We start from the raw sequence: 15311 nt of genomic DNA on the forward strand, positions 1-15311 counted from the left end.
TTGATGGGTTAAGGCTCCCAGTAGACGACTGGGTTGATAGGCCGGATGTGGAAGCCCTGTAAAGGGTGGAGCTGACCGGTACTAATAGGCCGAGGGCTTGTCCTCAGTTGCTCGCGTCCACTGTGTTGGTTCTGAAACCACGAACAACCCCGCACCCCTTTCCGTCTGGCCACAGGGGGGTGTGGTGCGGCTGTTTGAATCAGAGTTTCACCGTGTTTCGGTGGTCATAGCGTGAGGGAAACGCCCGGTTACATTCCGAACCCGGAAGCTAAGCCTTACAGCGCCGATGGTACTGCAGGGGGGACCCTGTGGGAGAGTAGGACGCCGCCGAACTTCTTTTAATAGAGCTGGTCCCTGAACTTAGGTTCAGGGACCAGCTCTTTTTTGTTGTGCGTCACTTGGAGTTCACGTTGCGCGACCAACATCACGTGCATGGGTACTGCTGCAATGCTCAGGGCCGCGGGTGTCGGAGCCGGTGACGAGGTCATCGTGCCGGCGTTCGGGAACGCCGAGGTCGCGGAGGCCGTGATCCTGGCCGGCGCGCTGCCGGTGTTCGTCGACATCGATCCGAGTACGTACTGCCTCGACGCCGCCGAGGTCGAGGCGGCTGTCGGTCCGCGGACGGCCGCCCTGGTCGCCGTACACCGCTTCGGACGGCTGGCCGACATGCCGCGTCTGTGGGACATCGGGCAGCGGCGCGGGCTGCTCGTGCTCGAACAGGGCGAGACCGAAGCGCCGTACGCCGAGGTCGAGGAGCGCAGGGCACGCGCGACCTACCTCGATGGGCGGTTGCGGGGTGTGCGGACTCCGGAGCGCGGCGCCGGGCACACTTATCAGCAGTACGTCGTGCGGGTGTTGGGGAACGGGCGGCCGGACCGTGATGCCTTCGCGCGGGCCGTGCGGGCCAAGGGCGTCGAGTGCAGGGTGCCGGTGAAGACACCGGTGCACCGGATGCCCGCGTTCAGGCGGGACGTCTGTCTGCCGGAGACCGAACGGGCCGCCGACGAGACGCTGGCACTGCCTGTCGACGCGTCGCTGACGAAGCGGGAGATGCAGCGGATCGTGTCCGCGTGCAATGCCCTCGGCGGACTGCTCCAGCCTGCCTTCTAGGGCGAGAGAACGCGGTATCGAACGCAGTTGGGAGCACACCGGCGTTCGGGGTATGCTCTATTCCGTTGCCACGGGGAAAACCTCGAAAGCAACAGGCCCCTATAGCTCAGTCGGTAGAGCGTCTCCATGGTAAGGAGAAGGTCAACGGTTCGATTCCGTTTGGGGGCTCAGACAGAAAAGGCCTCCGCCCTTGTGGGCGGGGGCCTTTCGCGTTTCCCGGGGCCGGTGCGGCCCCGGGACCGGGCGGTCAGTCCTTCTGCAGACCCGGGACGCGCATCGCCAGAATGGCCATGTCGTCGGACGGCGCGTCGCTCGCGAAACGCTCGACCGCGCGCATGATGCGGGCGGCCACCGCACCGGCCGTCAGGCCCGTGCACGTGGTGAGGACATCGGCGAGACCGTCGTCGCCCAGCATGCGGGTGCCCTCGCGGCGTTCGGTGACGCCGTCCGTCACGCACAGCAGGACGTCTCCCGGATCGAGCGTCACCTCCTGCTCGTACAGCTCCAGGTCGTCCATGACGCCCAGGAGCGGCTGCGGTTCGGCGGCCGGTTCCACCGTGCCGTCCGGGCGCAGGCGCAGCGGGAGCGGGTGGCCGGCGCAGACCACCTTGAGGAGCGCCGAGCCGTCCTCCTGGGGCCACAACTCCCCGTACAGGAGCGTCAGGAAGCGGCTGCGGGCTCCCTCGTCGAGGATCGCGGAGTTCAGGCGGTCCAGGACCGCGGGGCCGCCGTAACCCTCACGGGCCAGCAGGCGCAGCGCGTGCCGGGCGAGTCCGGTGACCGCGGCCGCCTCCGGTCCCGTACCGCAGACGTCTCCGATGGCGAAGCCGTAGGCGCCGTCGCGGATGGGGAAGAGGTCGTAGAAGTCGCCGCCGACCTCGTTGCCCTCGCCCGCGGCGCGGTAGATGACCTCGACCTCCACGCCCTCGATGTGGGGGAGTTCCGGGGGGAGGAGGCTGCGCTGGAGGGACTGGCTGATGGCGGTGCGCTCGGAGTACAGGCGCGCGTTGTCCAGGGCGAGGGCGGCCCGGCGGCTCAGGTCCTCGGCCAGTTCCAGGATCTCCTGGCGGAAGTGTTCGTCCGTCGGCTTACCGAGCGTCAGCATGCCGATGACGCGGTTGCGGGCCACCAAGGGGAGGACGACCGTCTCGCCGCCGACCGCGCCGGCCGTCGCCAGTGTCGTACCGATGCCGGAGCTGACCGAGGAGGGTCCGCCCAGGCCGAGGCTGCGCATGGAGGTGCGCAGGGCGGCGTCGTGGGCCGCCTGCGCGGGGGCGGCCCAGACGCGGGCACCCGGGGTCGGGACCGGATCGGGCGGGTCGATCTTGGAGAGGAGGGCCTTGAGGCCGTCGATGCGCTCCTCGTCCTCGTGCAGGACGTACGAAAGGTAGGGGTCGGAGGCCTGGTCGGCGATCGTGTAGACGGCACACCAGGTGGCCAGGGTCGGGACCGTCATCTGGGCCATCAGGGCCAGCGTCTGGTCGCGGTCCAGAGTGCCCGCGAGGAGGTCCGAGGCCTCGACGAGGAAGGACAGCGAGCCGCGGCGCAGGCGTTCCAGTTCGCCCAGGCGGGCCGACTCGACGGCGAGCGCGATGCGGTCGGCGGCGAACTGGAGGCGCAGGGCCTCCTCGTTCGAGTAGCGGCCCGGGGACTCGGCCGCCACGCCGAGCGAGCCGGTGAGTCTGCCCTCGACCTTGAGGGGGACGGTGACGACCGAACGCATACCGGTGCCGCTGAGGAGCGGTACGGCCCCTGGGACGGCCGTGAGGTCCTCGTGGACGGCCGGCATGCGGGCCGAGCCGTAACGGCCGGTACCCGCCTCCACAGGGACGCGGGCGAAGCGCTGGCGGGCGGAGGGGAGGCCGGTGGAGGCGCGTACCTCCAACTCCGTCTCGTCGTCGGTCGCCAGGAGGAGGAAGGCGGAGTCGCCGTCGAGCATGTCGCGGGCGCGTTCCACCGTGCGCTGGAGGAGGCCGTCCAGGTCGTCCGGGGCCGGTGAGCCGATGAAGACCTCGAAGGGGTCCGAGGCGTGGCCCTCGGAGCTGGTGGTCGTGTCCGTGGCCGAGACACGCAACGGGGTCTGCAGGACCGCCCGTTCGTGGTCGCGCACCAGCAGACAGACCGTCGACGGCTCGCCGCCGGTGTCCCGTACGCGCAGGTGCGAGGCGTATACGGGGGTGACGCGGCCGTTGGCGCCGCGCAGGCCGTAACTGCCCTCCCAGCGGGAGAGCTTGAGGGCCTCGACGATGCCGGTACTGGTGCCGGGGGTGTGCGGCCAGGCCGCGAGATCGGTCAGCGGCTTGCCGACGACCTGCTCCGCCGGGTAGCCGAAGAGTTCCTCCGCGTCCTCGTTCCAGGCGTTGATCGCGCCGGCGCGGTCGATCTGGACGACCGCCACACGGACGCGGCCGTCGGCCAGGGGGAGCAGGTGGGAGGGCAGGGAGGGGCCCGCGGTGCGGGTGCCGACCGCGCGCTCGGGGAGGTCCAGCTGGAACCAGACCTGCTTGCGGGTGGGCGTGTACTCGACACCCCAGCGGCCGGCCAGGGCGGCGCAGAGCTGGAGGCCGCGCCCGCCCTCGCGGTCGGGGTTGCCCATGTTGACGGCACTGCCCTGGAGTGGGATCTCACGTTCCGGGTAGTGGTCCGCCACTTCGATCCGTACGCCGTCGTCGCTGCGCAGGCACAGGACGTCCGCGGACGTGCCGGCGTGCACGACGGCGTTGGTGACCAGCTCGCTCGTGAGGACCACGGCGTCGTCGACGATGTCGGCGAAGCCCCAGCCCTGGAGGGTGTCACGGACGAAGGAACGAGCGGTCGCGACGGACCGCCCGACAGGGTCGAAGCTGGCGGCCGCGCGCGCGGTGATCACAGAACTCCTTGTCCGGTCGTCGGCGGGCAGGGTTCCGTGGCCGACCCGCCCCTGCCGGGGCAGGAGCTGGTTCTCGGTCGGCCGGGGATCCTGGGGTGGTCCCCCGGAATGCAGTCCGGTGGTCATGGTGCGGTGCCCTCCGATGCCTGCCTGCCCGCTCGTGCTCGTACCACCGCCCAGGCCGGAAGGACCGGCGTGGCTGGACAGCCGCATGCAAGGTTACTTACCTTCGCGGTCCATGCGGATGCCGGTCGCCAGTGTTTACGTCCGGAGGGTGTGCGGACCGTGTGCGAAGCTGCCGAACTGTTATGGCCTGGTTCAGCCATGGTGAAACACTGGGCAGGCTTCAAGGGAAGGTCCGGGCAGGTTGAAAGCCTTCCGGCACGCGGAGCAAGTAGTACCCGAGTACGCCGAGCAGTAAATGGTCGACCCTTGCGGGAGGGACACAGTGGAGTCTGGCGCAGCGACGCGGGGCACTAAAACGCGCGCGAAAGGCGGACAGTCCCTGAGTAATCAGCGTAAACCGCGCAATGGCACCACAGAGGTGGATACGGCGGCCCTCAACAGGCTGCTGGCGGCTCTGGTGTCGATGCGGGACGGCAACTTCCGTAAGAGGCTCACCGTCTCCGGCGACGGCGTGATGTCCGAGATCGCGGCCGTCTTCAACGAGGTGGGCGACCGGAATCTGCAGCTCACGGGTGAGCTGTCGCGGGTGCGGCGCATGGTCGGCCGGGAGGGAAAGCTCACGGAGCGGCTGGAGACGGGCGCCTGTGAGGGCTCCTGGGCCGCGGCGATCGACGCCTCGAACGCGCTCGTCGACGATCTCGTACGGCCCGTCTCCGAGGTCGGCCGGGTGCTGTCCGCGGTGGCGGAGGGTGATCTGTCGCCCCGTATGGAGCTGCGGGCGCAGGCCGCGGACGGCAACGGTCATCCGCTGCGCGGCGAGTTCCTGAAGGTCGGGCGCACGGTCAACAACCTGGTCGACCAGCTGTCCACGTTCACCGACGAGGTCACGCGGGTGGCCAGCGAGGTCGGTACCGAGGGCAAGTTGGGCGGGCAGGCCCGGGTGCGCGGTATGTCCGGTTCGTGGAAGGACCTCACGGACTCGGTCAACACGATGGCGTACCGGCTGACGGCCCAGGTGCGGGACATCGCGCTGGTGACGACGGCGGTCGCCAAGGGTGACCTGTCCCGGAAGGTCACGGTTCACGTGGCCGGCGAGATGCTCGAACTGAAGAACACCGTCAACACGATGGTGGATCAGCTGTCCTCGTTCTCCTCCGAGGTGACGCGGGTAGCGCGCGAGGTCGGCACCGAGGGCGAGCTGGGCGGGCAGGCGCAGGTGCCCGGTGTGGCCGGGGTGTGGAAGGACCTCACCGATTCGGTGAACCTCATGGCCGGCAACCTGACCGCACAGGTGCGCGGTATCGCGCAGGTCACCACGGCGGTCGCCAACGGTGATCTGTCGCAGAAGGTGACCGTGTCCGCGCGCGGCGAGGTCGCGCAGCTCGCCGAGACGATCAACCAGATGACCGAGACGCTGCGGACGTTCGCGGACGAGGTCACACGTGTCGCCAACGAGGTCGGTGGCGAGGGGCGGCTCGGCGGGCAGGCGAACGTGCCGGGCGCGGCGGGCACGTGGAAGGACCTCACCGATTCGGTGAACACGGTCTTCAGGAACCTCACCACCCAGGTGCGGGACATCGCCGCAGTAACTACTGCGGTCGCCAACGGTGACCTGTCGCAGAAGGTCAGCGTCGAGGTCGCCGGCGAGATGCTGGAGCTCAAGAACACCGTCAACACGATGGTCGACCAGCTGTCGAGCTTCGGCGCGGAGGTCACCCGCGTGGCGCGGGAGATCGGCGTCGAGGGCGAGCTGGGCGGTCAGGCCCAGGTGCCCGGCGCGGCCGGTACGTGGAAGGACCTCACCGACTCCGTCAACACGGCGTTCCGCAACCTCACCGGACAGGTGAGGAACATCGCGCAGGTGACGACGGCGGTGGCCAACGGCGATCTGTCGCAGAAGGTCACCGTGGACGTCTCCGGCGAGATGCTCGCGCTGAAGAACACCGTGAACACGATGGTCGACCAGCTGTCGTCCTTCGCCGACCAGGTGACGCGGATGGCGCGTGACGTGGGTACGGAGGGCCGCCTGGGTGGCCAGGCGCGTGTGGACGGCGTGTCCGGTACGTGGAAGGACCTCACCGACTCCGTCAACTTCATGGCGGGCAACCTCACCTCTCAGGTGCGGCAGATCGCCCAGGTGACGACGGCGGTGGCGCGCGGTGACCTGTCGCAGAAGATCGAGGTGGACGCGCGCGGCGAGATCCTCGAACTGAAGAACACGATCAACACCATGGTCGACCAGCTCAGCGCCTTCGCCGAGCAGGTGACCCGGGTGGCCCGCGAGGTGGGCACCGACGGCCGTCTCGGCGGTCAGGCGCAGGTGCCGGGCGTGGCCGGTGTGTGGCGGGACCTCACCGACTCGGTGAACGGCATGGCCGGCAACCTCACCGCGCAGGTGCGCAACATCGCGCAGGTCGCGACCGCGGTGGCGCGCGGTGACCTGTCGCAGAAGATCGACGTGGACGCCCGCGGCGAGATCCTGGAACTGAAGAACACCCTCAACACGATGGTGGACCAGCTCTCGAACTTCGCCGAGCAGGTCACGCGGGTGGCCCGTGAGGTGGGTACCGAGGGCATCCTGGGCGGCCAGGCCGAGGTGCAGGGTGTCTCCGGCACCTGGAAGGACCTCACGCAGTCCGTGAACTTCATGGCGAACAACCTGACGATCCAGGTGCGCAACATCGCCGAGGTCACGACCGCCGTCGCCAAGGGCGATCTGTCGAAGAAGATCACCGTCGACGCGAAGGGCGAGATCCTCGAACTCGTCACCACCGTCAACACGATGGTCGACCAGCTGTCGTCGTTCGCCGAGCAGGTCACGCGGGTGGCCCGTGAGGTGGGCACCGAGGGCATCCTGGGCGGGCAGGCGCACGCGTCGGGTGTCACGGGCATCTGGAAGGACCTCACCGACAACGTCAACCTGATGGCCAACAACCTGACCGTGCAGGTGCGGAACATCTCCCAGGTCGCGGCGGCCGTCGCCAACGGTGACCTGACGCGGACGGTGACGATCGAGGCGCGCGGCGAGGTCGCGCAGCTCGCCGACACCTTCAACACCATGGTGAAGACGCTGAGTTCGTTCGCCGACCAGGTCACCAAGGTGGCCCGTGAGGTGGGTACGGACGGCATCCTCGGCGGCCAGGCGCGCGTACCGGGCGTGTCGGGTACGTGGAAGGACCTCACCGAGTCCGTGAACGGGATGGCATCCAATCTGACCGGACAGGTGCGCAACATCGCGATGGTCACCACGGCCATCGCCAAGGGCGACCTGACCAAGAAGATCGACATCGACGCGCGCGGCGAGATCCTGGAGCTGAAGACCACCATCAACACGATGGTCGACCAGCTGTCGTCGTTCGCCGAGGAGGTCACCCGGGTGGCCCGCGAGGTGGGCACCGAGGGGCAGTTGGGCGGCCAGGCGCGCGTACGCGACGTCGACGGCACCTGGCGCGACCTCACCGAGTCGGTGAACGAGATGGCCGGGAACCTGACCCGGCAGGTGCGTGCCATCGCGCGCGTGGCGACCGCCGTGACCCGCGGCGACCTCAACCTGAAGATCGACGTGGACGCCTCCGGCGAGATCCAGGAACTTCAGGACTACATCAACAAGATGATCGCGAATCTCCGCGACACCACCATCGCCAACAAGGAGCAGGACTGGCTGAAGGGCAACCTCGCCCGGATCTCCGGTCTGATGCAGGGCCGCCGCGACCTCGCGGACGTGGCCTCGCTCATCATGGGCGAGCTGACGCCGGTGGTCTCCGCGCAGCACGGCGCGTTCTTCATGGCGATGCCATTGGACGACGGCAAGCACGTGGGCGCCGCGAACGACGACTCGTACGAGCTTCGGATGCTCGGGTCGTACGGCTATTCGATGGGCTCCATGCCCACGTCGTTCCGGCCCGGTGAGACGCTGATCGGGACGGCCGCCAAGGAGAAGCGCACGATTCTCGTGGAGAACGTGCCGCCGGGGTACCTGAAGATCGCCTCCGGCCTCGGGGAGGCCCCTCCGGCGCATGTCATCGTGCTGCCGGTGCTCTTCGAGGGGACCGTGCTCGGGGTGATCGAGCTGGCGTCCTTCCACTCGTTCACGCACATCCAGAAGGACTTCCTCAGCCAGATCGCCGAGATGATCGCGACGAGCGTCAACACCATCGCGGTCAATACCAAGACCGAGGTGCTGCTCAAGCAGTCCCAGGAGCTGACCGAGCAGCTCAGGGAGCGGTCGGCGGAGCTGGAGAACCGGCAGAAGGCCCTCCAGGCGTCCAACGCCGAGCTGGAGGAGAAGGCCGAACTGCTGGCCCAGCAGAACCGCGACATCGAGGTCAAGAACACCGAGATCGAGGAGGCGCGGCAGGTCCTGGAGGAGCGCGCCGAGCAACTCGCCGTCTCCATGCGGTACAAGAGCGAGTTCCTGGCCAACATGTCCCACGAGCTGCGGACGCCGCTCAACTCGCTGCTGATCCTCGCGAAGCTGCTCGCCGACAACGCGGACTCCAACCTCACCCCCAAGCAGGTCGAGTTCGCCGAGACGATCCACGGGGCGGGTTCCGACCTGCTCCAGCTGATCAACGACATCCTCGACCTGTCGAAGGTCGAGGCGGGCAAGATGGACGTGTCGCCGACACGGATCGCGCTGGTCCAGCTCGTCGACTACGTAGAGGCCACTTTCCGTCCGCTGACGGCGGAGAAGGGCCTCGACTTCTCCGTACGGGTGTCGCCGGAACTGCCGGCCACGCTGCACACGGACGAGCAGCGGCTCCTCCAGGTGCTGCGCAACCTGCTGTCGAACGCGGTGAAGTTCACCGACTCCGGAGCGGTCGAACTGGTCATCCGTCCCGCGGGCGCGGAGGTGCCGGTCGCCATCAGGGAGCAGCTGCTGGAAGCGGGCTCGCTGCGGGACGCGGACGCCGACCTGATCGCGTTCTCCGTGACCGACACGGGCATCGGGATCGCGGCCAGCAAGATGCGGGTGATCTTCGAGGCGTTCAAGCAGGCGGACGGTACGACGAGCCGGAAGTACGGCGGTACGGGACTGGGCCTGTCCATCTCGCGGGAGATCGCGCGGCTGCTCGGCGGCGAGATCCACGCGCAGAGCGAGCCGGGACGCGGCTCGACGTTCACGCTGTACCTGCCGCTGCACCCGAGCGAACTCCCGCCGCAGGGCTACCCGCAGCTGTCCCCGCCCATGGAGAACGGCGCGCTGCCGGCGGCCCCGGACGACGAGGACGAGGCACGGGTGGAGACACCGGCGGAGGTCAGGTCCTACCAGGAGACCCAGAACGGGCCCGCCGCGCTCTTCAGGCGGCGTCGCAGGGCGGTGTCCGCGGCCGAGCAGCGGCCCGCGCTGCCGGGGTCCCAGGCGCAGGCTCCGGAGACCTGGGGCTCGGGGGCCGAGGAGGTGGCCCCGCGGGCGCGTGCCGTCTTCCGCTTCGAGGGCGAGAAGGTGCTGATCGTCGACGACGACATCCGCAATGTCTTCGCGCTCACCAGCGTCCTGGAGCAGCACGGTCTTTCGGTGCTGTACGCCGAGAACGGCCGTGAGGGCATCGAGGTCCTGGAGCAGCACGACGACGTGACGGTCGTCCTGATGGACATCATGATGCCCGAGATGGACGGATACGCGACCACGACGGCGATCCGCAGGATGCCTCAGTTCGCCGGGCTGCCGATCATCGCGCTCACCGCGAAGGCGATGAAGGGCGACCGGGAGAAGGCCATCGAGTCGGGTGCCTCCGACTACGTGACGAAGCCGGTCGATCCCGATCATCTGCTCTCGGTGATGGAGCAGTGGATGCGGGGGCAGTGATCGGAGGGCGGGTTTCGTCGGGCCGCCGGGGATGATTGAGTGGGAGGGAAATGATCGCGTCCACGGGCCGGTCGGATGGCAGCGCGGTATGCCGAGTTGCTGACTGACTGTGCCCGGAGCCGTGTAGAAACCCGGGATTCGGGGAACCTTCTGGTCTCCCGCTGCGTTTCTGCTACGTGCACAGTGACATCGCGGTGACAGGGTGTGGCGACAGGCGGGGTGCGGCTACCATGACCGGCACAAGGACGGGCGGCGCTCAGAAGCCGTCCCCTGGGGCGGCGCCCGGTGCACTGCCGGGACGAGGAGGGCGGGCCATGGTGCAGAAGGCCAAGATCCTCCTGGTCGATGACCGGCCGGAGAATCTGCTGGCGCTGGAGGCCATCCTCTCTGCGCTCGATCAGACACTGGTACGGGCATCTTCCGGGGAGGAAGCGCTCAAAGCGCTGCTCACGGACGACTTCGCGGTCATTCTGCTGGACGTCCAGATGCCGGGCATGGACGGTTTCGAGACCGCCGCGCACATCAAGAGGCGGGAACGGACCCGGGACATCCCGATCATCTTCCTCACCGCGATCAACCACGGGCCGCACCACACGTTCCGCGGGTACGCGGCGGGTGCGGTGGACTACATCTCCAAGCCGTTCGATCCGTGGGTGCTGCGCGCGAAGGTCTCGGTGTTCGTCGAGCTCTACATGAAGAACTGCCAACTCCGGGAGCAGGCGGCGCTGCTGCGTCTGCAGCTGGAGGGCGGCGGCGGCAAGTCGGTGCTGGGCGACACCAAGGAGCCGGCCGGTCTGCTCGCCGAACTCTCCGCGCGGCTCGCGGCCGTCGAGGAGCAGGCCGAGGCGCTCTCCAAACAGCTGGACGACGATTCGGCGGACGCGGCGGCGGTGGCGACCGCGGCCCATCTCGAACGCAAGCTGACGGGGCTGCGTCGTGCGCTCGACGCGCTGGAGCCGGGGACCGGGAGCGGGGCGGCTTCGCTGCCGTCCCAGAACTGAGCCCTGCGGCGGACCCGGCCGCTGACGTCGGGCGATCCCTTCTTCACTGTGTGGCCAATCTTCACTGTGTGGCCGAACCGTTTGGCCAAAGCCGACCGGGTACAGGGTCGGTGGCGGCGTGGCCAATGGCGGCAGACCCCTTGGGAGGCGCTGTACGGCCCGTGGGCTGCCGGGGGTTCGTGGGGCCGGCCTTGTTCGCCTTCTCGGCCCGCACGGCCCTCGGTGGGGCGAACGGCCCTCTCCATGGCGCGCGTTGCTGTCGAGGCCGCGTCAGTTCGGCGCCGGGAACGGGCGACACGAACGGGTGAAGCAGTAGGCACACGTGTCCGCAGTGGTCTCCACCGGTAACCTCACACCCATGGCCTCACGTCAGCCCGCAGCCAAGAAGCCGCCCGCGAAGAAGGCGGTCGCTCCGACGAAGGCTGTGGCGAAGAGGGCCCCCGCGAAGAAAGCTCCCGCGAAAAGGGCCCCCGCGAAGAAGGCCGCAGTCAAGAAAGCCGTGCCCCCGAGGCCGGCGCCCAGTCCGACGGGGGGCGTGTACAGGCTCGTACGCGCCCTCTGGCTCGGTGTCGCGCACGCCGTCGGCGCCGTGTTCCGCGGCATAGGGCGTGGCGCCAAGGGGCTCGACCCGGCGCACCGCAAGGACGGTCTCGCGCTTCTGCTGCTCGGCCTCACCCTGATCACCGCGGCGGGGACCTGGTCCAACCTCCGCGGCCCGGTGGGCGACCTCGTCGAGATGCTGGTGACCGGCGCCTTCGGCCGTCTCGATCTGCTCGTGCCGATACTGCTGGCGGTCGTCGCCGCCCGGCTCATCCGGCACCCCGAGAAGCCCGAGGCCAACGGACGCATCGTCATCGGTCTCTCCGCGCTCGCCGTCGGCGTGCTCGGCCAGGTCCACATCGCCTGCGGGGCGCCCGCGCGCAGCGACGGCATGCAGGCGATAAGGGACGCGGGCGGGCTCATCGGCTGGGGCGCGTCGACTCCGCTGACGTACACCATGGGTGACGTACTCGCCGTGCCGCTCCTTGTGCTGCTCACGGTCTTCGGACTGCTGGTGGTCACCGCCACTCCGGTCAACGCGATTCCGCACCGGCTGCGGCTGCTGGGGGTCCGGCTGGGTGTCCTGCAGCCGCGGGCGAGCGACGACGTGTTCGCCGAGGACGACGACGAGCGCTACGACGAGCAGTGGCGTGAGGCGCTGCCTGAGAGCCCCCGGAGGCGCCGTACGGCGCCCGAGGCGTACGACCCGGACGATGCCGAGCAGGAGGCGCTCTCGGAGCGCCGGAGCCGCCGCAGGCGGCCCGCCGTGCAGCAGCCCGCGCTGGACCGGCCCATGGACGCCGTCGACGTGGCCGCTGCCGCCGCCGCGGCGCTCGACGGCGCCGTGATGCACGGGATGCCGCCCTCGCCGCTGGTGGCCGACCTCACGCAGGGCGTCGGCACCGACCGGGGCAAGCACGAGGACACGGGCACCGGCGAGGAGGCCGGCCGGCGCGAAGAGCCCACTCCGGTGCCCGCCGCGCGCGCCAAGAGCGCCCGGCCCAAGCAGGAGATGCTGAAGGCCGAGGTCGCCGACCTCACCAAGCCCGCCCCCGACACGTCCCGGGATCTCCCCGCACGGGCCGAGCAGCTGCAGCTCCGCGGCGACATCACCTACTCCCTGCCGTCGCTGGACCTGTTGGAGCGCGGCGGCCCCGGCAAGACGCGCAGCGCGGCCAACGACGCGGTCGTCGCCTCCCTCCAGAACGTCTTCAGGGAATTCAAGGTCGACGCCTCCGTCACCGGCTTCACGCGCGGCCCGACGGTCACCCGGTACGAGGTCGAGCTGGGCCCCGCCGTCAAGGTCGAGCGGATCACGGCGCTCGCCAAGAACATCGCGTACGCCGTCGCCAGCCCCGACGTGCGGATCATCAGCCCCATCCCCGGTAAGTCGGCGGTCGGCATCGAGATCCCGAACTCCGACCGCGAGATGGTCAACCTGGGCGACGTACTGCGTCTCGCGGACGCCGCCGAGGACGACCATCCGATGCTCGTCGCGCTCGGCAAGAACGTCGAAGGCGGCTACGAGATGGCCAACCTCGCGAAGATGCCGCACGTCCTGGTGGCCGGGGCGACCGGCTCCGGAAAGTCCTCGTGCATCAACTGCCTGATCACCTCGGTGATGGTGCGGGCGACCCCCGAGGACGTGCGCATGGTCCTCGTCGACCCCAAGCGCGTGGAGCTGACCGCGTACGAGGGCATCCCGCACCTGATCACGCCCATCATCACCAACCCGAAGCGGGCCGCCGAGGCGCTGCAGTGGGTCGTACGGGAGATGGACCTCAGGTATGACGACCTGGCGGCCTTCGGGTACCGGCACATCGACGACTTCAACGCGGCCATAAGGAAGGGCAAGGTCAAGCTGCCCGAGGGCAGCGAACGGGAGCTGTCCCCGTACCCGTACCTGCTGGTGATCGTCGATGAGCTGGCGGACCTCATGATGGTCGCGCCGCGCGATGTCGAGGACTCGATCGTGCGTATCACGCAGCTCGCGCGTGCGGCCGGTATCCACCTCGTGCTCGCCACCCAGCGGCCGTCCGTCGACGTCGTCACCGGTCTGATCAAGGCGAACGTGCCGTCCCGGCTCGCCTTCGCCACCTCCTCGCTCGCGGACAGCCGCGTCATCCTCGACCAGCCCGGCGCCGAGAAGCTGATCGGCAAGGGCGACGGGCTCTTCCTGCCGATGGGGGCGAACAAGCCCACCCGTATGCAGGGTGCCTTCGTCACCGAGGACGAGGTCGCCGCCGTCGTGCAGCACTGCAAGGACCAGATGGCGCCCGTCTTCAGGGACGACGTCACCGTGGGCACCAAGCAGAAGAAGGAGATCGACGAGGACATCGGCGACGACCTCGACCTGCTGTGCCAGGCCGCCGAGCTGGTCGTCTCCACGCAGTTCGGGTCGACCTCGATGCTCCAGCGCAAGCTGCGCGTCGGCTTCGCCAAGGCCGGCCGGCTGATGGACCTCATGGAGTCCCGCAACATCGTCGGACCCAGTGAGGGATCCAAGGCTCGTGACGTTCTTGTGAAGGCTGACGAGCTGGACGGAGTGCTCGCGGTCATCCGGGGGCAGGCGGAAGGCTAGGGAGACAGGACGGGCCGCTTTCCCGGTCGGGAGCGGGCCGGCCTTCCGGGAGAGCGGGCCGTTTCCCTCCACGCGAGTGGACCGCTTCCCTCCGTGCGGTGGGTCGGGCCACCCGGGTGACCCTGTCGGGGCCACCGGGGTGATCTGAACGTGACTCACCCGTAAGGAAACGGTGAGCAACCGTTTCCCTTCGTCGCACGTCAAGTTGAGGGAAGGGACAGAGACATGTCCCGGCATCAGGATGACCGGCCATTCTGATGGCGTACAAAGTCCTACCGCCCGGTTGCCCCACCCTTTCGCACCCCCCCTAGACTGAACCTCCAGCACAGGTGGCTTTACGCTCGAAAGGCGCCCCCGTGTCCATCGGCAACTCCCCTGACGACCACTCCTCTGACGACAACTCCCCTCAGGACGAGCGCCTCTCCGTAGAGGACGATCAGCCTTCGGTGGGCGAAGCCCTGCGGCAGGCGCGCATCGCGGCGGGGCTGACCGTCGACGACGTCAGTAACGCCACCCGGGTCCGTATCGCCATCGTGCACGCGATCGAGCAGGACGACTTCGGCCCCTGTGGCGGCGACGTCTACGCGCGCGGGCACATCAAGACGCTCGCCCGCGCCGTCGACCTCGACCCGGCCGCACTGCTCGCCCGCTACGACGCGGCCCACGGCGGCCGGCCCGCGCCCACCCCCGCCGCACCCATGTTCGAGGCGGAAAGGATCCGTCCCGAGCGCCGGGGGCCCAACTGGACCGCGGCCATGGTCGCCGCGATCGTCGCCGTGATCGGCTTCGTCGGATTCACGATGTTCAGCGGTGACGAGGACGACGGCAAGACGACGCAGGTCGCGGAGGGCTCCACGCCCACCGCCAGCAAGCCCGCCAAGACCAAGCCGACGCCGACCAAGCCGGACACCCCGAAGTCGGACCCGTCCGACGCCATCGCGGCCGCGCCGCAGGACAAGGTCACCGTCCAGGTCAGCGCACCCGACGGCCGCAGCTGGATCTCGGCCAAGGACCACAACGGACGGCTGCTCTTCGACGGCCTCCTGGAACAGGGCGACTCCAAGACCTTCCAGGACAAGGAGAAGGTCGATCTCGTCCTCGGCGACGCGGGCGCCATCCAGCTGTACGTGAACGGCAAGAAGATCGACGACGAGTTCCAGCCGGGCCAGGTGGAGCGCCTGACCTACACGAAGGGCGACCCCGAGGTCGGCTGAACCGGAACGTACGGAGAGGGCCGGAACGTACGAAGAGGCGCGTGTTCGTACGTCCGCCGGG

General features: G+C 68.9%; 6 protein-coding genes, 1 tRNA gene and 2 rRNA genes. 8 read left to right on the forward strand and 1 reads right to left on the reverse strand.

All coding sequences use genetic code 11. From position 1 onward, the window contains the following. From IE278_RS20835 to IE278_RS20850, 4 genes are all read left to right on the forward strand, one after another. Positions 1–105: ribosomal RNA gene (locus IE278_RS20835) — 23S ribosomal RNA — on the forward strand; the annotation flags it as partial. 111 nt (positions 106–216) lie between these two features. Continuing rightward, positions 217–333: ribosomal RNA gene (gene rrf, locus IE278_RS20840) — 5S ribosomal RNA — on the forward strand. Positions 334–447: 114 nt separating this feature from the next. Then, positions 448–1110, forward strand: a complete 663-nt coding sequence (locus tag IE278_RS20845; protein WP_246570486.1) for a DegT/DnrJ/EryC1/StrS family aminotransferase — start codon at positions 448–450, stop codon at positions 1108–1110. Between the two features lie 95 nt (positions 1111–1205). Then, positions 1206–1278, forward strand: a tRNA-Thr gene (locus IE278_RS20850). Between the two features lie 79 nt (positions 1279–1357). Here IE278_RS20850 and IE278_RS20855 read toward each other — a convergent pair. Then, entirely contained in the window at positions 1358–4105 is a 2748-nt protein-coding gene (locus tag IE278_RS20855) for a SpoIIE family protein phosphatase (protein ID WP_189774765.1), read from the reverse strand. Positions 4106–4427: 322 nt separating this feature from the next. Here IE278_RS20855 and IE278_RS20860 point away from each other — a divergent pair, with 322 nt between their 5' ends. The 4 genes from IE278_RS20860 to IE278_RS20875 all read left to right on the forward strand — a co-directional run bounded on the left by IE278_RS20860 (position 4428) and on the right by IE278_RS20875 (position 15250). Continuing rightward, on the forward strand, positions 4428–9914 hold the full coding sequence (locus tag IE278_RS20860; RefSeq protein ID WP_189774488.1) for a HAMP domain-containing protein: 5487 nt from the start codon (positions 4428–4430) through the stop codon (positions 9912–9914). A gap of 314 nt (positions 9915–10228) precedes the next feature. Further along, positions 10229–10915 (forward strand): response regulator, encoded by a 687-nt coding sequence (locus IE278_RS20865; protein ID WP_107022506.1) that lies wholly within the window; start codon positions 10229–10231, stop codon positions 10913–10915. Between the two features lie 358 nt (positions 10916–11273). Continuing rightward, positions 11274–14036 (forward strand): DNA translocase FtsK, encoded by a 2763-nt coding sequence (locus IE278_RS20870; protein WP_189774489.1) that lies wholly within the window; start codon positions 11274–11276, stop codon positions 14034–14036. A 356-nt stretch (positions 14037–14392) separates the two neighbouring features. After that, entirely contained in the window at positions 14393–15250 is an 858-nt protein-coding gene (locus tag IE278_RS20875; RefSeq protein ID WP_189774490.1) for a helix-turn-helix domain-containing protein, read from the forward strand. The last annotated feature ends 61 nt before the right edge of the window (positions 15251–15311 follow it).

Source organism: Streptomyces tauricus (genome assembly GCF_014650955.1).
GTDB classification, from domain to species: domain Bacteria; phylum Actinomycetota; class Actinomycetes; order Streptomycetales; family Streptomycetaceae; genus Streptomyces; species Streptomyces tauricus.